General features: G+C 59.4%; 20 protein-coding genes and 1 pseudogene. 9 read left to right on the forward strand and 12 right to left on the reverse strand.

Features of this window, described 5'->3' with window-relative positions:
* The 3 genes and pseudogenes from VNZ65_RS04335 to VNZ65_RS04345 all read right to left on the reverse strand — a co-directional run.
* Window positions 1-339: pseudogene (locus tag VNZ65_RS04335) on the reverse strand (fatty acid hydroxylase); the annotation flags it as partial.
* Between the two features lie 16 nt (window positions 340-355).
* Entirely contained in the window at window positions 356-1,207 is an 852-nt protein-coding gene (locus tag VNZ65_RS04340) for a polysaccharide deacetylase family protein (protein WP_325666437.1), read from the reverse strand.
* Entirely contained in the window at window positions 1,207-2,217 is a 1,011-nt protein-coding gene (locus VNZ65_RS04345; RefSeq protein WP_325666439.1) for a YncE family protein, read from the reverse strand. The genes VNZ65_RS04340 and VNZ65_RS04345 overlap by 1 nt, the downstream gene beginning before the upstream one ends.
* Before the next feature lie 266 nt (window positions 2,218-2,483).
* Here VNZ65_RS04345 and VNZ65_RS04350 point away from each other — a divergent pair, with 266 nt between their 5' ends.
* From VNZ65_RS04350 to VNZ65_RS04360, 3 genes are all read left to right on the forward strand, one after another.
* A complete protein-coding gene (locus tag VNZ65_RS04350; protein WP_061938731.1) occupies window positions 2,484-2,840 on the forward strand; it encodes an FKBP-type peptidyl-prolyl cis-trans isomerase in 357 nt (118 codons plus the stop codon).
* 74 nt (window positions 2,841-2,914) lie between these two features.
* Window positions 2,915-3,091, forward strand: coding sequence for a hypothetical protein (locus tag VNZ65_RS04355; protein WP_325666442.1), 177 nt, complete (start codon window positions 2,915-2,917; stop codon window positions 3,089-3,091).
* A gap of 33 nt (window positions 3,092-3,124) precedes the next feature.
* Window positions 3,125-3,379, forward strand: coding sequence for an acyl-CoA-binding protein (locus tag VNZ65_RS04360; protein WP_325666444.1), 255 nt, complete (start codon window positions 3,125-3,127; stop codon window positions 3,377-3,379).
* Between the two features lie 73 nt (window positions 3,380-3,452).
* On the opposite strand, the gene VNZ65_RS04365 is transcribed toward VNZ65_RS04360, so the two are convergent.
* The 5 genes from VNZ65_RS04365 to VNZ65_RS04385 all read right to left on the reverse strand — a co-directional run bounded on the left by VNZ65_RS04365 (window position 3,453) and on the right by VNZ65_RS04385 (window position 8,799).
* Complete coding sequence (locus tag VNZ65_RS04365) at window positions 3,453-4,463, reverse strand: D-glycerate dehydrogenase (RefSeq protein WP_325666446.1); 1,011 nt, start codon at window positions 4,461-4,463, stop codon at window positions 3,453-3,455.
* A 10-nt stretch (window positions 4,464-4,473) separates the two neighbouring features.
* The gene (locus VNZ65_RS04370; RefSeq protein ID WP_325666448.1) at window positions 4,474-5,883 is read right to left on the reverse strand and encodes a sodium:proton antiporter; all 1,410 of its coding nucleotides are present in this window, start codon (window positions 5,881-5,883) and stop codon (window positions 4,474-4,476) included.
* 84 nt (window positions 5,884-5,967) lie between these two features.
* Window positions 5,968-7,164, reverse strand: a complete 1,197-nt coding sequence (gene pncB / locus VNZ65_RS04375) for a nicotinate phosphoribosyltransferase (protein ID WP_325666450.1) — start codon at window positions 7,162-7,164, stop codon at window positions 5,968-5,970.
* Window positions 7,165-7,250: 86 nt separating this feature from the next.
* Window positions 7,251-7,688 carry a hypothetical protein gene (locus VNZ65_RS04380; protein WP_325666452.1) on the reverse strand — a complete coding sequence of 146 codons (438 nt, stop codon included), beginning with the start codon at window positions 7,686-7,688 and terminating at the stop codon, window positions 7,251-7,253.
* 187 nt (window positions 7,689-7,875) lie between these two features.
* On the reverse strand, window positions 7,876-8,799 hold the full coding sequence (locus VNZ65_RS04385) for a cation diffusion facilitator family transporter (RefSeq protein WP_325666454.1): 924 nt from the start codon (window positions 8,797-8,799) through the stop codon (window positions 7,876-7,878).
* Window positions 8,800-9,113: 314 nt separating this feature from the next.
* On the opposite strand from VNZ65_RS04385, the gene fdxA reads away from it, so the two are divergent.
* The 3 genes from fdxA to VNZ65_RS04400 all read left to right on the forward strand — a co-directional run bounded on the left by fdxA (window position 9,114) and on the right by VNZ65_RS04400 (window position 12,057).
* The gene (gene fdxA / locus VNZ65_RS04390) at window positions 9,114-9,437 is read left to right on the forward strand and encodes a ferredoxin FdxA (RefSeq protein WP_061938706.1); all 324 of its coding nucleotides are present in this window, start codon (window positions 9,114-9,116) and stop codon (window positions 9,435-9,437) included.
* Between the two features lie 209 nt (window positions 9,438-9,646).
* On the forward strand, window positions 9,647-10,732 hold the full coding sequence (locus tag VNZ65_RS04395) for an NAD(P)/FAD-dependent oxidoreductase (protein ID WP_168229196.1): 1,086 nt from the start codon (window positions 9,647-9,649) through the stop codon (window positions 10,730-10,732).
* A 191-nt stretch (window positions 10,733-10,923) separates the two neighbouring features.
* Window positions 10,924-12,057 (forward strand): Fic family protein, encoded by a 1,134-nt coding sequence (locus VNZ65_RS04400; protein ID WP_325666458.1) that lies wholly within the window; start codon window positions 10,924-10,926, stop codon window positions 12,055-12,057.
* 93 nt (window positions 12,058-12,150) lie between these two features.
* Here the strand turns inward: VNZ65_RS04400 and pnp are convergent, their stop codons facing one another.
* Together pnp and rpsO are read right to left on the reverse strand one after the other, a co-directional pair.
* Entirely contained in the window at window positions 12,151-14,286 is a 2,136-nt protein-coding gene (gene pnp / locus VNZ65_RS04405; RefSeq protein ID WP_325666460.1) for a polyribonucleotide nucleotidyltransferase, read from the reverse strand.
* A gap of 293 nt (window positions 14,287-14,579) precedes the next feature.
* The gene (gene rpsO, locus VNZ65_RS04410; RefSeq protein ID WP_014007042.1) at window positions 14,580-14,849 is read right to left on the reverse strand and encodes a 30S ribosomal protein S15; all 270 of its coding nucleotides are present in this window, start codon (window positions 14,847-14,849) and stop codon (window positions 14,580-14,582) included.
* A 165-nt stretch (window positions 14,850-15,014) separates the two neighbouring features.
* Here rpsO and bamE point away from each other — a divergent pair, with 165 nt between their 5' ends.
* Window positions 15,015-15,512, forward strand: a complete 498-nt coding sequence (gene bamE, locus VNZ65_RS04415; RefSeq protein WP_325666462.1) for an outer membrane protein assembly factor BamE domain-containing protein — start codon at window positions 15,015-15,017, stop codon at window positions 15,510-15,512.
* A gap of 33 nt (window positions 15,513-15,545) precedes the next feature.
* The gene (locus tag VNZ65_RS04420) at window positions 15,546-16,445 is read left to right on the forward strand and encodes a YihY/virulence factor BrkB family protein (protein ID WP_414649046.1); all 900 of its coding nucleotides are present in this window, start codon (window positions 15,546-15,548) and stop codon (window positions 16,443-16,445) included.
* A 51-nt stretch (window positions 16,446-16,496) separates the two neighbouring features.
* On the opposite strand, the gene lolD is transcribed toward VNZ65_RS04420, so the two are convergent.
* Both lolD and VNZ65_RS04430 read right to left on the reverse strand, forming a co-directional pair.
* A complete protein-coding gene (gene lolD / locus VNZ65_RS04425) occupies window positions 16,497-17,216 on the reverse strand; it encodes a lipoprotein-releasing ABC transporter ATP-binding protein LolD (protein WP_325666464.1) in 720 nt (239 codons plus the stop codon).
* Window positions 17,209-18,474: a lipoprotein-releasing ABC transporter permease subunit gene (locus VNZ65_RS04430; RefSeq protein ID WP_061938690.1), complete on the reverse strand. Its 1,266-nt coding sequence runs from the start codon at window positions 18,472-18,474 to the stop codon at window positions 17,209-17,211. The genes lolD and VNZ65_RS04430 overlap by 8 nt, the downstream gene beginning before the upstream one ends.
* 261 nt (window positions 18,475-18,735) lie before the next feature.
* Between VNZ65_RS04430 and VNZ65_RS04435 the strand changes: the two genes are divergently transcribed.
* On the forward strand, window positions 18,736-19,188 hold the full coding sequence (locus VNZ65_RS04435) for a thioredoxin family protein (protein ID WP_325666467.1): 453 nt from the start codon (window positions 18,736-18,738) through the stop codon (window positions 19,186-19,188).
* Window positions 19,189-19,225 lie beyond the last annotated feature (37 nt).

Below are 19,225 nucleotides of genomic sequence, written 5' to 3' on the forward strand. Positions count from 1 at the left end.
CTCCAGGTGCAGCAGCTCGGTGGCCTTGGCCACCAACGGGTCGATCAGGAAAAACACCAGCACCGAGAAGGCGCCCAGGCGATATAGCACGGTGTAGATGAAATCGGTCCAGCGCGCCCGTTTGTCGCTGAAGGCATGCACCGGAATCCAGGCTTCCAGCGGCCGCAAGACGAGGAACAGAACGATCAGTTCGCAGACGCCGATCAGGAACCATTCCGTGCCGTCAAATGCATCCTCCAGGTATTCGCTGAAGCCGGCATGGAACATGAGCGGCTGCACCACTGCCTCGAACAGCCAGGCCTGGACGGTGGCAAACCAGTTTACCAAGGTATCAATCATTATCTATCATCTATCACTAACTTCTGCTGTTCCAGCGATGGCGATTCAAATTGTCCGCCTGTCCCGGCAAATGCTGCGGGCTGTCGCGCAGGGTGGCGAAACAAAATCCCTTTTTCTCCAGGCCGCTGATCAACGGTTCCAGCACTGCCGGCGCCCAAGGATCCTTGCGCGACCAGATACCTAAATGTGCCATGACAATATCACCATCGCGCAGATTTTTCAGAGTACGCTCCAGCAGCAACTGGTTGGGCCATTTATCGCTGGGCAGTTCATCGCCCGAAAAACCGGCATCGGCCCAGGCTACGTGTTTGTATCCGCATGCTCCCCCCGCCTCCAGGGTACGCGGCGTGGTATGGCCGCCTGGCGTGCGCCAAAAATGATCGATATGGCTTCCTGTCAGTTCATAGAAACGCTGATCGACACGTTTGATCTCTTGGCAATATTGCTGCGGGCTCCAGGCCAGCAGCTTGCCTGCATTGGCGCCGAATTGCGGCTTCACTTCGATCTTGCCGTCGGGCAGGTCGCGCTTGGCGTAGACATGGTCAAAGGTATGGCTGCCGAATGCGTGGCCGTCGGCCACCAGCGATTTCCAGAACGGCGCCCAGGACGGATCCAGGGTGTAGTCGCCATTCACGGTCTTTTCATTGGCCAGGAAAAACGTGGCTTTGATGTGGTGTTTGCGCAGGGTCTGGGCGATGTACTGCGCTTGCGACTGGCTGCCGGTGTCGAAAGTCAGGTAGATGGTGCCGGCGCTGCAAGCCTGCGGCGCTGCCGCCGGCTGCGCCAGCGCCAGGCCGGCTGGCGCCAATGCCGCCAGCGTCGCTGCGGCGGCGGCCAGGCCGTGTTTGCCCGAGGACAGGAAGCGCATCACAGATCCGACGCGCGGTTATTGAAATAGATGCCGTGCGGCGAACGGCCCACCGGGATCGACTTGATCACCTTGCGCGTCGCCAGGTCTACCACCGAGACCTTCTTGACCCAGCGCTGGGTGACCCACATGGTCTTGCCGTCTGCCGTGATTTCCATGCAGTCCGGACCGCCCGGGACGCTGATGCTGCCGACGCTTTCCAGGCTGTTCAGGTCCAGCACATTGATGGTGCCGGCGACGCGGTTGGAAACGAAGACGTGGCGGTTGTCGCCCTGCGGACGGAAGTTGTGGGCGCTGTCGCCGGTCTTGATTTTCTTGACGATCTTCTGCGTACGCCAGTCGATCACGGCGACATAGTCGCTGCCCATCACGCCTACCAGCAGGTATTTGTTATCAGGCGTCATGTAAACACCTGCAGGCTGCTTGCCGACCGCCATAGTCCATTTGACTTTTTGCGTCGCCAGGTCGACCGCCGCCAGCTCATCGCTGCCCTGCAGGCTGATGAAAGCCAGCGAGCTGTCTGCCGTGAACGCCATGTGGCTAGGCATCGACGGCAGCGGCAAGCGTTTGGCGATTTTCAGGTTCTTGCCGTCGTAACCGTAGATATCGATGCGGTCAAGGCGCAAGCCATTGGCGATGAACCATTTCTGATTGGGAGAAAAACCGATCTGGTAAGGATCGACGATATCTTTCACCTGGCTCTGGATCTGGCCGCTTTTCGGATCCAGGAAGAATAGCGAATTGCCGGTGGCGGCAGCGACGATGAGTGACTTGTTATCCGGTGTCGGCATCAGGTGGTGCGGCTCCTTGCCGACCGGGAAAGTACCGATTTCCTTGTAGGTCGTCTGGTCCAGCAAAGTGATGGTAGCGTCGCGTGAATTCAGGATGACCACCGTGTTGCCGGCGGCCGCAGCGCTTGGAGCAGCGGCTGGAGGGGTTGCCGCGAAAGTGGAAAATGCTGCTAAGAAACCGAAGGCGGCGACCAAGGAACGACGTACAAAAACGGACATGACTAAACTCTGAAAAGCAAAAACAAGCATTTTACCGCGCATGAATGACACCTATAGATTTAAATAACTTACCAGCCAGAGCGAGGCCTCCCACTAGATTGGCGGCGGGCACAGCTAAGCGGCCGGATTTTCGATTACACTGCACTACCTGAGGCAGCATGGGCGCTTTAACACGCCCGGTTAATGCACTTTGCGGATTGACTCGTTGAATAATTCGCAAATATTTGACCATTTTACAACTTTAGCAAATTTTAAGAAGGATTCTCATGTCGACAACTACTACCGTTTCCGGCCTGCAGTACGAAGAAATCACCGTTGGCGATGGCGCCGAAGCAAAAGCCGGCAACCATGTGACCGTGCACTACACCGGCTGGCTGCAGAATTCCGACGGCAGCGCCGGCAAGAAGTTCGATTCCAGCAAGGACCGCGGCGATCCGTTCGAGTTTCCGCTGGGCGCCGGCCATGTCATCAAGGGCTGGGATGAAGGCGTACAAGGCATGAAAATCGGCGGCGTGCGCAAGCTGATCATCCCGGCAGCGCTGGGTTACGGCCCGCGCGGCGCCGGCGGCGTGATTCCACCGAACGCGACCTTGATTTTTGAAGTTGAACTGCTGGGCGTATAAGCCCCGCCTGAACCCGACGCTGCTGCCTGATGAAACTTTCCAATTTGCCTGACCGGCTCCCCATGAAACGCTGGATGGCAGCATTGCTGGCCACGTCCCTGCTGGGCGGCTGTACGGTAGTAAGCGTCGCCGGCAGCGTGGTGGGGGCCGGCGTCAGCGTCGGCAGCGCGGCTGTCAGCGTTGCCTCTACCGTGGTGGAAGGCGGCGTCAAAGCCGGCTCCGCCGTGGTCGGCGCCGTCACTCCCGACTGATCCGATTTTCTCCCTTCATTCCAAGAGACCTCCATGACACTCCAAACCCAGTTCGCACAAGCCCAGGCCGACTCCAAGACACTCAGCGAGCGTCCTGACAACATGACCATGCTGAAGATGTACTCGCTGTTCAAGCAAGGCAGCAGCGGCGACGTCCAGGGCGAACGCCCAGGCATGACCGACTTTGTCGGCCGCGCCAAATGGGATGCCTGGAACGAGCTGAAAGGCACCAGCCAGGATGATGCCCAGCAGCAGTACATCGATCTGGTCGAAAGCTTGAAAGACTGAATTCCGCTCTGCCAGAAAACACAAAAAGCACGAAATAGATTTCTATTTCGTGCTTTTTTATTTTTAAGCCACTTTATTTACCAGCCAGCGTTACCTTGCCCAGCACTTCCGGATTGAGCAGGTTGGGCGGGTACATCCGATCTTTCCCTGGCAGTAAAGCCGCCAGCAGATTATCCGCCGCGCAATCGGCCATCGCGCGCCGCGTCGGCTCTGAAGCGCTGGCGATATGCGGGGTCAGCACCACGTTCGACAAACCCAGGAAATCGGGATGCAGCGCCGGTTCGTTCTCGAACACATCGAGCCCTGCCGCGGCAATCTTCTTGTCGCGCAGCGCGGCGATCAGCGCCAGGTCGTCGACGATGCCGCCGCGCGCCAGGTTGACCAGCGTGGCGCCCGGCTTCATCAAGGCCAGTTCGGCGCTGCCGATGGTGTGATGCGATTCCTTGGAATACGGCAGCACCAGGATCACGTGATCGGCGGCGCCCAGCAGCTCTTCCTTGCTGACATAGCGCGCCTGGTTGGCGCGCGTTTCCAGTTCCGGCGCCAGACGCGAACGGTTGTGATACAGCACCTGCATGTCGAAGCCCATCGAGCGCCGCGCGATCGCCTGGCCGATGCGGCCCATGCCGATGATGCCCAGCGTGGCGCCATGCACGTCCGCGCCCAGGAAACTGTCGTAGCGCCACTGCTTCCAGTGGCCGGCGCGCAGCCAGTGCTCCGCTTCCGTGACGCGGCGCGCGGTCGCCATCAGCAAGGCCCAGCCGAAGTCGGCCGTGGTTTCATTGAGGACATCCGGGGTATTGGTGACCATCACGCCGGCCTTGGTGGCGGCCGCGACATCGATATTGTTGTAGCCGACCGCCTGGTTGCAGACTGCCTTCAAGCGCGGGCTGGCCTGCAGCAGCTCAGCCGAGATGCGTTCGCTGGCGGTGGCGATCACGCCATCCTTGTCGTGCAGTTTTTGCGCCAGCTCGGCGGCGCTGAAAATGCGGTCCTCCTGGTTGCTTTCGACCTCGAAGTATTGCGCCAGCCTAGTGATCACTGCCGGGAACACCGCCCGCGCCATCAGTATCTTTGGTTTCATCGTCCTGCCATCAGCGGAAAAAAATCAAGGTCATTATGACAAACAGCGGCAACAGCACCACGCAAGCCCAGCCCATGTAGCCGAAGAAAGACGGCATGCGGATGCCGCGCTCTTCGGCGATGGCCTTCACCATCAGGTTCGGGGCGTTGCCGATGTAACTGTTGGCGCCCATGAATACCGCGCCGCAGGAAATCGCTGCCAGCGTCGCCGCCAGCCGGGTCATCAGTTCGCCGGCGTCGCCTGAAGCCGTGTTGAAGAACACCAGGTAGGTCGGCGCATTGTCCAGGAACGAGGAGAGTATGCCGGTCGCCCAGAAATACATGATGTTGTTGGGCTGGCCGTCGGCGCCGGTGACGGCGCTGACCACCAGGCCGAAAGCGCCCTGCTCGCCAGCGCGCAGCATGGCGATCACCGGTGCGATGGTGACGAAAATCCCGGCAAACAATTTAGCCACTTCAAGGATAGGTCCCCAGGTGAAATCGTTGCCTTCGCGGGCGATTTTTGGCGTCAGCCAGAGCGAGACCAGGATCACTACCACCAGCAAGCCGTCGCGCAGCAGGTTCTGCAATTCCACCGTGGTGCCGTAGATGTTGTAGCTGATTCCCGGCTTCCAGAAACCGCTCATCAGCACCAGCAACACGACCAGCGCCAGCAAGATGAAATTGAATTTTCCTTCGAAGCGCAGCCTGGCGTCGTCCGGCGTCGGATCGAGCGACGGCGCAAATTCTTCTTCACGCTTGTGGAAATAAAAACGGTCCAGCAAATAAAAGATCACTAGCAGGGAAACCCACATGAACAAGGTTTCGCCGAAGATGTTCTTGAGGGTCCAGGAGAAATCCACGCCCTTCAGGAAGCCCAGGAACAGGGGAGGATCGCCGAGCGGGGTCAAGGCGCCGCCGGCATTGGCGACCAGGAAAATGAAGAAGACCACGATATGCACCACGTGCTTGCGGTTGTCGTTGGCCCTGATCAAGGGCCGGATCAGCAGCATCGAAGCGCCGGTGGTGCCCATCAGGCTGGCCAGCACCGTGCCGATCGCCAGCAAGCCGGTGTTCAGGGCCGGCGTCCCGTGCAGGTTGCCGCGCAGGCAAATGCCGCCGGCCACCACGAACAAGGCGGTCAGCAGAATGATGAAGGGGAAATATTCCGCGAGGAAGGCGTGCACCACGCCGGCGATCGCCATCGGCACGCCGAAGCCGAGCGCGCAGGGAATCAGGAAAGCCAGCGACCAGGCCGCTGCAATCTTGCCAAAATGATCGTGCCAGAATGCCGGAGCCAGCAAAGGTCCGAGCGCAATCGACAGCAGCAGGCCCATGAACGGCACGCCCCACCACGCGGACAGCTGGGCGCCGTCGAGTTCGGCGGCCTGCGCTGCGACGGGCAGGCAGGCGATCAGGATGGCAAGTATTTTTTTATGCAATGTAGTCTTCCGGATAAGGTGATCGAACAAAAAACGCAGGCCATTCTAATCGCAAACCCGTGTTGAATAAATAACAAAACAACACTATTGCCCAGCCGCCTTGTCCGGCTCTGCTATCTCGAAAACCTGGCGCAGGTAGCTCAGGTAGGGCTGGTCATCGCACATGTTCTTGGATGGCGTATCCGACAGCTTGGCCACCGGCTGGCCATTGCACCGTACCATCTTCATGACGATTTGCAAGGGCGTATAGCCGAGATCGTTGGTGAGGTTGGTGCCGACGCCGAAAGCGACCCGGGTGCGGTCCTTGAAGCGCAGGTACAGCTCGTTGACCTTGGCGAAGTCCAGGCTGTCGGAAAACACCAGCGTCTTGGTTGAAGGATCGACGCGGTTGTCCTGATAATGCTTGATCAGGCGCTCGCCCCATTCGAAGGGGTCGCCGGAATCGTGGCGGGCGCCGTCGAACAGCTTGCAGAAGTACAGGTCGAAGTCGCGCAGGAAAGCGCCCATGCCGTAGACATCCGACAAGGCGATGCCAAGGTCGCCGCGGTATTCCTTGGCCCACATTTCAAAGCCGTAGATCTGCGAATCGCGCAGCCGCGGGCCGAGCGACTGGCAGGCCTGCAGGTACTCATGGGCCATGGTGCCGAGCGGCGTCATGCCGTATTTCATGGCGAAATAAACGTTGGAGGTGCCGACCAGATGCTGGGCAAAATCGCGCTGCAGGGTCTGCACCACTTCTTCATGCCAGCTGCGGGAAAAGCGCCGGCGCGTGCCGTAGTCCGCCACCTTGCAGCCGGCCATGGCCGGATTGTCGCGGATCAGCGCCATCTTGCTTTGCAGGCGGCTGCGCCCTTCCGCATGGTCCGGCGTGCTCTGGGTGGCGCGGAAATACACTTCGTTGACAATCGCCAGCACCGGCACTTCAAACAGGATGGTATGCAGCCAGGGGCCCTTGACCGTGATATCGATCTCGCCGTTGTCGGCCGCCGAAGGCTGCACGCTGATGTATTTTTGCTGCAGGTGGAACAGGCTGAGGAAATCGATGAAGTCGTTCTTGATGAAACGCATGCTGCTGAGATAAGCCAGCTCCTGCTCCTGGAAACGCAGGCGGCACAGGCCGGCGATCTCGTCGCGGATTTCATCGACATACGGCCGCAGGTCCACGCCCTGGTTGCGGCACTTGTAGCGATACTCCACTTCCGCCGCCGGAAAATGATGCAAGACTACCTGCATCATCGTGAATTTATACAGATCGGTGTCGAGCAGCGAAGTAATGATCATGGTGTCTGAATACAGGGCGGTGAGGAAAGGTAGTTGGTGCTTGCAAGACTTGGCCGGCGCCGATTCCGCATCTTACAGCAGCAGCCCTATTTATTGCATTCGCTGTGATAACGCGCTTCCAGCCTGCTGCGTTCGTCGTACTGCACGACGGCGGCGCTGTTCTGCTGGTAAGACCTGCTTGGATCGTTACGTGCAACGCCTGGCGGGAGAAAGTCCGGCTGGGTTGCCGGCGCTGCAGTCTGGGCGCGCCTGATCTGCTGCTGCAGTTCATTGCAATGGCGATCATCTTTCAGATTCAGGCCATTGCCGGCGGCGTTGGACTGCGATTCGCCTTCCGGGGCCGCCAGCAATTTCTTGCGGTCTTCGGCAGACAGGCTGTTGAAGCTGGTGCCGGCGGTGGCAGCAGCGTTGGGAATGGCGTTGGTGGGGCCGGTAAGCGGGCCGGCAGCCTGGGCCGACAGCGCCGCCATGCCGATCAGGGCCAGCGGCGCAAAACGAAGAAACGATGGGAAACGCTGAGTCATGGCAATCCTCCGTGGATCAAATGGGTGGAGTGTCTGCCGCGCCTTGAGACGCAGGGCACGACAGATTTGCGCTGCGACATAAAGACCTTCGTTTGGCGGTATGGCTGGCAAAGCTTATGACAAACATCTCGCGGGAGATGGCAACATGACAATTCTAGCTCACCCGCCATGGCGCCATGCATATTTTTTATTTATCTTCAGACACTGCATGGTCTGGCTCGAAGAAACACCAGTGCACCTGCGGCCAGCGCTGCTGGATGCCGGCTTCGATGCGGTTGATCGCATCCACCAGCGCGACGTCGGACGGCTGCGGCCGCATCACCGCCTGCACCGCGATCATGACCTGCTCGCCCCACTGCATGGAAATGAGGTTACGGACGCCGGCGACGTCAGCGTCGGCCTGAATGTAGGCCTGGATGGCGGCATGCACCTCAGGCGCCGCCGATTCTCCTGTGACCATGGCTTTTACCTCGCGGATCACCAGCACCGCGACGATCATCAGCAGCAGGCCGACCGCAATCGTGCCGCAGGCGTCCCACAGCGGATTGCCGGTGATCACGGTCAGGGAAACCGCGACAAACGCCAGCGCCAGCCCGGCCAGCGCGGCGATATCTTCGCCTGCCACCACCATCAGCTCCGACTGCCGGGTTTCGCGGAACCACTGCATGAAGGGCTTGCCTTGGGCAATCTTGCGGATTTCCACCAGCGCCCCGCGCAAGGAAAAAGCCTCCAGCACCACCGACACGCCCAGCACGCCGAGCGCGATCCAGGGAGTGCTGATCGGCTGCGGATGCTTGAGATGCTCGATCCCTTCCATCACCGAAAAGGCGCCGCCGACAAAAAACAGCAGCAAGGCCACCATCATCGCCCAGAAATACACCACCCGCGCGTAACCCATCGGATGGGAGGCATTGGCCGGCCGTTTCGCTTCTTTCAGGCCGATCAGCAGGAATACCTGGTTGGTGCAGTCGGCCAGCGAATGGATCGCCTCGGCCAGCATCGCCCCCGAGCCGGTATAGGTGGCGGCGGCGAATTTCGCCAGCGCGATGCCGCCATTGGCGCCCAGGGCGTAAAAGATGGCCTTGGTGGAGCCTTCACTGGAAGATGACATAATTAATCCGTAGCAACAAAGGCTGTAACGATAGCCAGTTTGGCAAGTTCGTGCAAGCAATCCGTCGGCGCCGCAAAGCCGCCGTGCGGAGTATGGTAAAACCATGGAATCCGGCGTTTTCCCGCTAATGTGAATTTCACATTTGCTTATATGGATTCTATATAACAGCAGTTTGTGAGAAAACCCGAATTACCTTAAAATACAAGGCTTTGCGACTGGGTAAATTTATAGTAGGGCAAGCAATGGCCCGAAACTGTCCAGGCGCCGCCTCAATACCCGCATCAAGACCATTATTTACAGATAGGACTGTTGTTATGACCCACGTTGTGACCGAATCTTGCATTCGCTGCCGCTATACCGACTGCGTGGATGTGTGCCCGGTTGATTGTTTCCGCCAGGGGCCGAATTTCCTGTCTATCGACCCTGACGAGTGCATCGACTGCGCGGTATGCGTCGCCGAATGTCCGGTCAACGCCATCTATGCCGAAGAAGACGTGCCGGCGGATCAGCAGCAATTCATCAAGCTCAATGAAGATCTGTCGCGCCACTGGCCGTCGATCACCAAGACCATCGCCCCTCTGGCCGAAGCCGAGGAATGGAAAGATGTCAAAGACAAATTGGAGTTTTTGCAGCGCTAAGCCAGCCTCGCGCCGCCCGTGCAGCATCGGCGGCCGGAACGCCAGCGGCGCATGCCCATCAGTAAAGCCAGGCCATTGCCCCCAGCCACAGCGCAGCACCCGTCGCCACATCAACGCGAAATTTTCATCCAATCGCCGTCGCAGCCATCGCTAGCATCAAGGCCACGGCGTTTTGGGGGACTCAACCGAAACAGGAATCAGATCGTCGTATGGATACCACCGTCAAACTTGCACCCGCACCTACTTCCGCCAACAGCGTGATCGAAACCGATGCCGTCATCGTCGGCGCCGGTCCGGTCGGCCTGTTCCAGGTCTTTGAACTCGGCCTGCTGGAAATCAAGGCCCACGTCATCGACTCGCTGCCGGTGGTCGGCGGCCAGTGCGTGGAACTGTACCCGGACAAGCCGATCTACGACATCCCTGCGGTACCGGTCTGCACCGGCCAGGAACTGACCGACAACCTGCTCAAGCAGATCGAGCCGTTCGAACCGACCTTCCACCTGAACCAGGAAGTGACGCTGGTGGCACGCCGCGAAGACAACCGCTTCGATCTGGAAACCTCGGCCGGCACCCGTTTCATCACCAAGACCATCTTCATCGCCGCCGGCGTCGGCTCGTTCCAGCCACGCACCATCAAGGTAGACGGCATCGACCAGTTCGACAACACCCAGTTGTTCTACCGCGTCAAGGATCCGCTCCAGTTCCACGGCAAGAACCTGGTCATCTGCGGCGGCGGCGACTCTGCGCTGGACTGGGCGCTGGACCTGGTCGGCAAGGCTGAATCGGTAGTGCTGCTGCATCGCCGCGAAGAATTCCGCGCTGCCCCTGCCTCGGTGGCCAAGATGAAGGCGCTGTGCGAAGCCTATGAAATGCAATTCCTGGTCGGCCAGGTTACCGGCCATGAAGCCAAGGACGGCAAGCTGAGCGAGATCAAGGTCACCGGCCCGGACGGCGTTACCCGCCGCCTGCCTTTGGACACCCTGCTGGTATTCTTCGGCCTGTCGCCGAAACTCGGCCCGATCGCCGAATGGGGTCTGGATATCGAGCGCAAGCAGCTGCGCGTGGTCGATACCGAGAAGTTCGAAACCAATGTGCCGGGCATCTTTGCGGTGGGCGACATCAACACCTATCCGGGCAAGAAGAAGCTGATCCTGTCGGGCTTCCATGAAGCCGCGCTGGCTGCTTTCGGCGCTGCACCTTACATCTTCCCGGACAAGAAGATCCACATGCAGTACACCACCACATCGCCGAAGCTGCACAAGATCCTGGGCGTGGAATCGCCGGTGTTCGACTAAAACTCGGACTAAAGTCAGACGCTGTACACAGAAAAGCCTCCCGGGCAGTCATGCCTGGGCGGCTTTTTTATTGCAATAAAGCAATAAAACACCTTTAGCATCGCCTGATGAGTCGTTTTCACTCTATTTTCGACTCACATATTGAGTCGATTATGCGATATAATCGACTCAGAAAGCGAGTCGATAAACCCATGCAATTACCTCATCTGATCTGGCAAGAACCCGACTGGCCCCAGCTGCGCTATGACGAAATGCGGATCAGCGCTGAAATCGCGCTGGCCAGGCGCGCCCAAGGCATCGTGGAAGGCAAGCTGGCGGCACTGGGATTTGCGCAGCGGCAGGAGCTGGCGGCGGAAGCCTGGAGCCAGGAAGCGGTTGCCACCGCCGCCATCGAAGGCGAGCGGCTGGACTTGCAGGCAGTGCGCTCATCGGTCGGCCGCCGGCTCGGGGTGGCCGGCAGCAAGGGACCGCAAGCCGCTCGCCATGTCGATGGCTTGCTGGACATCATGGACGACGCCATCAGCAATGCCGCCGTCCCCTTGAGCGATGAACGCCTGCAGGCCTGGCAGGCGGCGCTGTTCCCGACCGGCTTTTCCGGCATGAGCAAGGTCCGCGTCGGCGCTTACCGCGAACACGCCGAACCGATGCAGATCGTCAGCGGCCGCCTTGGCCACGAAAACATCCATTACGAAGCGCCCCCTTCGGCGACAGTTCCGGCTGAAATGCAGCTGCTGCTCACATGGCTGAATCGCAGACAGGAAGCAGACAGCCTGGTGCAGGCTGCCCTGGCCCACCTCTGGTTCGAAACCATCCATCCTTTCGAGGACGGCAACGGCCGTGTCGGCCGTGTGCTGATCGACCTGGTGCTGGCGCGCGACAGCGGTGACAGCAGCCGCCTGATCCGTATCTCGCAACGCCTGCTGGAACAGCGCGACGACTATTACAGGCAACTGGAACTGGCGCAGCATGGCAGCCTGGATGTGACCGATTGGATCACCTGGTTCGTGACGCAGGTCCGGGTCGCCTGCGAGCAAGCCTCGCTGGTGATTGACGAGTCGCTGGCGAAGGCAAGATTCTGGTTCCTGCATCGCGACAAAGAACTCGCTCCGCGCCAGCGCAAGCTGCTGAATGCCTTGCTGGATGCCGGACCGGGGGGCTTCGAGGGCGGCATGAGTACGAAGAAATACGAACACCTGAGCGGCGCCTCGCGCGCCACCTCTTCACGCGACCTGATTGAACTGGAACAGATGGGGTTGCTGCGGCGCGCCGGCGCCGGCCGTTCGACACGCTACCACCTCAACATCGAGGGCTGGGGCAGCGAATAGGCAACCCGTCGCACTGGCCTTGAGCTTGCCTGGTAAACGTAAAAACGCCCTGGATGCATCAGCATCCCGGGCGTTTTTCATACAGCTAGATTATTACTGTGCCGCTGCCGGAGCAGCTTCGCCGCCTTCATCAGACTGGGCTGCCTTCATCGACAGTTTCAGACGGCCGCGATCGTCGGTCTCGAGGACCTTGACGCGCACTTGCTGGCCTTCTTTCAGGTAGTCGGCGACGGCATTCACGCGCTCATTGGCGATCTGGCTGATGTGCAACAGACCGTCTTTGCCCGGCAATACCTGGACGATTGCACCGAAGTCCAACAGTTTCAGGACCGTGCCTTCGTAGACCTTGCCGACTTCAACCGAAGCCGTCAGCTCTTCGATACGGCGCTTGGCTTCCTGGCCTGCAGCAGCATCCACCGAAGCGATAGTCACGACGCCTTCGTCGCTGATATCGATCTGGGTGCCGGTTTCTTCGGTCAGCGCGCGAATCACTGCGCCGCCCTTGCCGATCACGTCACGGATTTTTTCCGGATTGATCTTGATGGTGATCAGGCGCGGAGCGAAATCGGACAGCTCGGTCTTACCGTGCGGTACCGCTTCCTGCATCTTGCCCAGGATATGGATACGGCCTTCTTTAGCTTGCGCCAAAGCGACCTGCATGATTTCCTTGGTGATGCCCTGGATCTTGATGTCCATCTGCAGAGCAGTGATACCGTTAGCTGTACCAGCCACCTTGAAGTCCATGTCGCCGAGGTGATCTTCATCGCCCAGGATGTCGGTCAGGACGGCGAATTTGCTGCCATCCTTGATCAGGCCCATGGCGATACCGGCCACGTGCGCTTGCATCGGCACGCCGGCGTCCATCAGAGCCAGGCAGCCGCCGCAGACCGAAGCCATCGACGAGGAACCGTTGGATTCGGTGATTTCCGAAACCAGGCGCACCGAGTAGCTGAAATCTTCCGGCGCCGGCAGCGCTGCTTGCAGAGCACGCTTGGCCAGACGGCCGTGGCCGATTTCGCGGCGCTTTGGCGTACCGACACGACCGGTTTCGCCAGTGGCGAACGGTGGCATGTTGTAATGCAGCATGAAGCGGTCCGAGTACTCGCCCATCAGCGCGTCGATCTTTTGTTCGTCGCGTGCAGTGCCCAGCGTGGCAACTACCAGCGCCTGGGTTTCACCGCGGGTGAACAATGCCGAACCGTGGGTACGCGGCAGGACGCCGGTACGGATCGTGATCGGACGCACGGTACGTGTGTCGCGGCCGTCGATGCGTGGCTCGCCTTCGAGGATCTGCGAACGGACGATCTTGGCTTCCAGGTCGAACAGGATGCCGCTGACTTCCGAAGAATCAGGTGCAGTGCCGCCGATCGATGCAGCTTCGGCAGCCAGTGCAGCGTTGACTTCAGCAGTTGCATCTTTCAGCTTGGTGGTGCGGGCTTGCTTGTCTTTGGTCTGGTAGGCTTCACGCAGCTTGGCTTCGCCGAAATGGGCAACGCGCGCGATCAGGGCGTCGTTCTTTGGCGCCGGGCTCCATTCGACTTCAGGCTTGCCGCCGTCGCGCACCAGTTCATGGATAGCGTCGATGACTGCTTTCGATTGCTCGTGGCCGAATACGACCGCGCCCAGCATGATTTCTTCCGACAGTTGCTTGGCTTCCGATTCCACCATCAGCACGGCGGTTTCAGTACCGGCAACCACCAGGTCCATGGCCGACTTGGTCAGCTGGGAAGTGGTCGGGTTCAAAACGTACTGGCCGTCGATGTAACCGACGCGCGCAGCGCCGACCGGGCCGGCGAAAGGAATGCCGGCAACCGACAAGGCAGCCGAGGCGCCGATCATTGCGGCGATGTCTGGATCGATTTCCGGATTGACCGACAGCACGTGAATGATGACTTGCACTTCATTCAGGTAGCCTTCTGGGAACAGCGGGCGGATCGGACGATCGATCAGGCGCGAGGTCAGGGTTTCTTTTTCCGAAGGACGGCCTTCGCGCTTGAAGAAACCGCCTGGGATACGGCCAGCTGCGTATGTCTTTTCAACGTAATCAACGGTCAGCGGGAAAAAATCCTGACCTGGCTTGGCATCTTTGCGTGCCACAACGGTAGCCAGCACGACGGTATCTTCGATCGATACCAGCACGGCGCCGGAGGCTTGGCGAGCGATCTCGCCAGTTTCCAGGGTGACCTGATGCTGACCATACTGGAATGTCTTAGTAACTTTATTAAACACAATATATCCTTTCATTTTGCCGACAGATTTTCAGGCGCTGTCGTTCACCTCACCACAGACGACTGCAACGCTGGCATTGCCAGCGAGTGTCATCTCCTTGCATAGAACTAACTTCTTGAAACTTGCGCAGATAAGCCACAAAAAAGCTGCTGCCAAAAGCAAAAATGCCCGCATCAGAGACTGATACAGGCATTTTTTTCAACTTATCGACGGACCAAGGACATCGTCGCGAAATATCGAAACAGGATGTCGCAGAAAATAACGTCGGCCGACGATGAGTCGCGCACTGACTATTACTTACGCAAGCCGAGTTTTTCGATCAGCGAGCGGTAACGGTTCAGGTCCTTACCCTTCAGGTAGGACAGCAGGCTTTTACGACGGTTAACCATCATGATCAGGCCGCGGCGGGAATGGTGATCCTTGGCGTGGGCTTTGAAGTGACCGTTCAGGTCGTTGATACGGGCAGTCAGCAGCGCAACTTGCACTTCCGGGGAGCCGGTGTCGTTTTGACCGCGCGCATTATCAGTGATAATAGCGGCCTTGGCTGTTTTTTCGATAGTCATGCTTTACCTTTCACAAGCGGTGTACAGAGTACGCAACCCTATGCACCGTGAACAAACAATTAAAAAATCCGGCCAAACTTGGCCAGACGCGCAGTATATAGCAAAAAACCTGCGGATTCAAATACTTAGCACGACACAAACAACAATCAATTTTGGAGCATAACCATGAAGCAACTCTTCCCTGCCCTGTTAGCCAGCCTGCTGTTCAGTCTCGGCGGTTGCGCCTCGCTGCTGGCGCCGCCGGTCACCCCCGGCGAACCCGAAGCGCGGGTGCTGGCGCGCCTAGGCAAACCCACCGGGACTTATCAGGACGGCAATGATGTATTATTGGAATATGCGCGCGGTCCTTTCGGCCAGGCAACCTATATGGCGAAAATCGGCCCTGACCAAAAATTAATTTCATATGAGCAAGTTTTAACCCTGGAGAAATTCGCCACCATCAAGGTCGGCCAGTTCACCCAGGCCGACGTGCTGCGCACCATAGGCAAGCCTTTCGAAACCATCTACTACGACCGAGTCAAGCTGAACGGCTGGAACTACGCCTACAAGGAAGCCGGCGTCTGGAATTCGGAGATGACAGTGTATTTCGACGACAGCGGCATCGTGCGCAAACTGGAAAACGGCCCCGATCCGCGCTTTGAACACAGCCGCTTCGGCAGATAGAAGCGCAGACATTACCTGAAAAAGGCTGCAACCATGATCCAACTCCCCGAGCGCCGGCGCGTCCAGGCCATGCTGGCCAGCACCCTGAACGAGTGGTTCAAGCAACGCTCCGGCAGCAAGGGTGCGGCGCTGGCTTTCTACACCCTGTTCTCGATGGCGCCGATGCTGATCCTGGTGATCGCAATTGCCGGCGCGGTATTCGGCGAACAGGCCGCGCGCGGGGAAATTTTCGGCCAGTTGTCGGGCCTGATCGGCTCGACCGGCGCCGACGCCATCCAGCTGCTGCTGGCGGCAGCCCACAAGAACCAGTCGGGGCCGGTGGCGGCGCTGATCGCCGTGGTCGTGCTGCTGGTCGGCGCCACTACCGTATTTTCCGAACTGAAGGATAGCCTGGACGAGATCTGGTACGTGGAACGGACCCGCCAGTCCGGCATCATGTCGCTGATCCGCACCCGCCTGCTGTCGTTCGGCCTGATTCTGGTGCTGGCCTTCCTGCTGCTGACCTCGCTGGTGGTCAGCGCGGCGCTGGCGCTGCTGGCCAAGTATCTGGGCGGCACCTGGATCAGCGTGACGACGATCTTTTCACCGCTGTCGCAGCTGTTCGCCTTCGCCGTGATCGCCAGCCTGTTCGCCTCGATCTACAAGATGCTGCCGCAGACCAAGCTGCCCTGGCGCGATGTCTGGATCGGCTCGATCGGCACCGCCGCCCTGTTCGTGCTCGGCAAATACCTGATCGGCATCTATCTCGGCAACAGCGGCGTCGCCTCCAGCTACGGCGCAGCCGGCTCGGTGATCGCGCTGCTGCTGTGGATCTACTATTCGGCGCAGATTTTCTTCTTCGGCGCTCAGTTCACGCGCCAGTACGCGCTATTCTTCGGCAGCCTGCAAGAACAAAATAAAAAAGCCGGCAATCTGACGACGCCGGCTTCCTGATTTCCTTTGGGCACGGTAGGGTGGACACCTGTGCCCACCCTTACCCCTTGTTTAGTCCTGATACGGCTCCAGCCCGCGCTCCGACAGGCGCAGGATGCGGCCGCAGCGGCGCGCCAGTTCGATGTCGTGGGTGACGATGACAAAGGCCGTGCCCAGCGTCTGCGACAATTCCAGCATCAGGTCGAAAGTCATTTGCGCGGTCGCGCGGTCGAGGTTGCCGGTCGGCTCGTCGGCCAGCACGCAGGCCGGCCTGGTCACCAGGGCCCGCGCCAGCGCCACCCGCTGGCGTTCGCCGCCGGACAGCTCGCCCGGCACGTGGATTACCCGCTCCGCCAGGCCGACCCGCGCCAGGATCTCGCGCGCCTGCTGCTGCGCATCGCTGCGCTTGAGGCGGCGGATCATGAGCGGCATGGCGACGTTGTCCAGCGCGGAAAATTCCGGCAGCAGATGATGGAACTGGTAGACGAAGCCCAGCGCATTGTTGCGCAGGTCGCCGCGGGTCTTTTCGCCCAGCGTGGTGAAGTCCTTGCCCAGCAGGCTGACATTGCCGGCGCTCGGCGTATCCAGCCCGCCCAGCAGATGCAGCAGGGTCGACTTGCCGGAACCGGAAGCGCCGACGATGGCGACCTGCTCGCCCTTGACGACGTCGATATCGATGCCGTTCAAGACCTTGACCGAGTAACTGCCCTGGGTAAAGGTCTTGCCCAGGCCGCGGCAGGACAGCACCACCGGACTATTGTCTTGATTAGTTGTATTGATTGTATTACTCATAACGCAATGCCTCGGCAGGTTTCACCCGGGCAGCCCACCAGCTCGGGTACAGGGTCGCCAGGAAGGCCAGCACCACGGCGACGCCGCCGATGGTCCAGACATCCGGCCAGCGCAGGTCTGACGGCAACTCAGTGATCACATACACGCTCTTCGGCAGGAACTGCACGTGCAGCAGGTTTTCGATGAACGGCACGATGACGTCGATATTCAGCGCCACCAGCACCCCGGCGCCGACCCCGATGGCAGTGCCGATCAGGCCGACCAGCGCGCCCTGGATCATGAAGATCTTCATGATCGAGCCGGGCGAAGCGCCCAGGGTGCGCAGGATCGCGATGTCAGCCTGCTTGTCGGTCACCGTCATCACCAGCGTCGATACCAGGTTGAAGGCAGCCACGGCGATGATCAGGGTGAGGATGATGAACATCATGCGCTTCTCGGTCTTGACCGCGGCGAACCAGTTGCTGTTCTGCTGGGTCCAGTCGCGCAGGTACAGGTTGGGCGGCAGCGTGGTCGCCAGCTGCTGCACGATCTGCGGCGCCTCCAGCATGTCGGTCACCTTCAGGCGCACGCCGGAGGGCGAATCCTGGCGGAACATCTTTTCCGCATCGTCCAGGTGGATGAAGGCCAGGGTCGAATCGTATTCATAATGGCCGGCCTCGAAAATCCCCGCCACGGTAAACTGCCGCAGGCGCGGAATCACGCCGGCCGGCGTCACTTGCCCCTGCGCCGCCATCAGCGTCACCTTGTCGCCGATGCCGACGCTCAAGGCATGCGCCAGCTCGATCCCCAGCACGATATTGAATTCGCCCGCTTTCAGGTCATTGAAACTGCCTTGCTTGACCTTCTTGGCGACATCCGACACCTTCGGCTCCTCGGCCGGCAAGACGCCGCGTATCGCCACGCCGCGCAGGACACCGTCGCGCACCAGCATGGCTTGCGCATCGACATACGGAGCGGCGCCGATCACTTCCTTGTTCTTGAAGGCTTGCGCCGCGACTTCTTCCCAGTTCTTCATGGAACCGGAAGCGTCGAACACTTCGATATGCGCCAGCACCGACAGCATGCGATCGCGCACATCTTTCTGAAAGCCGTTCATCACCGACAGCACCACGATCAGCGCGGCGACCCCGAGGGCAATGCCGGCCATGGAAATCAGGGAAATGAAGGAAATGAAGCTGTTGCGGCCGCTGCGCTTGCCCGCACGGGTATAGCGGATGCCGACCAGCCACTCAAATGGTAAGTTTTTTATGATGCTCAATGCGAGGCTCCCAAAATCAGCCCGCAGTTTGCCATAATTTGGCAAACTCACGGTACTTTACGGCGGAATGCGCTTGTTCAGATTGAAACCCGGCCTTATCGTTCAATATGGTCGGCCGAAATACCGGGCGGCACCGTCAATTGCCAAAACGAAATATACTCTCAAATATATACACAAATACACGGCCATATTCGTAAAACATCTTGCCGATGGCGGATGTCTACCCAAACAGAACCATTCAGAATTATTGAGGATCGCATCATGAAAAAAATCTTTGCGCTGTGCCTGGGCTTGCTGCTGGCGCAGGCGGTATCGGCGGCCAACCTTCCCTACGACGAAAAAGCCGACGCCAAGGCCGACGTCAGCCAGGCCCTGAGCCAGGCACAGGCCAGCAAAAAACAGGTGATCCTGGTGTTCGGCGCCAACTGGTGCACCGATTGCCGCGAACTGGACAAGGCGCTGCACGGCAAGAGCGCGGCGCTGATCGATGGCAAATTCATTCTGGTGAAGGTCGATGTCGGCAATTTCGACAAGAATCTCGATGTTGCCCAGTCTTACGGCAACCCGATCAAGAAAGGCATTCCGGCGGCAGTGCTGCTCAGCCCGGACAATCAGATCATCTACTCGACCAAGGCGGGCGAGCTGGCCGATGCCCGCCGCATGGGCGAGAACGGCATCTATGATTTCTTCAACAAGGAAATTGTAAAACGCTAGTTTCGTGTCCTGCCTCATCTGTCGGTATATCGCGCCG

Source organism: Collimonas sp. (assembly GCF_035566555.1).
Classification (GTDB): domain Bacteria; phylum Pseudomonadota; class Gammaproteobacteria; order Burkholderiales; family Burkholderiaceae_D; genus Collimonas.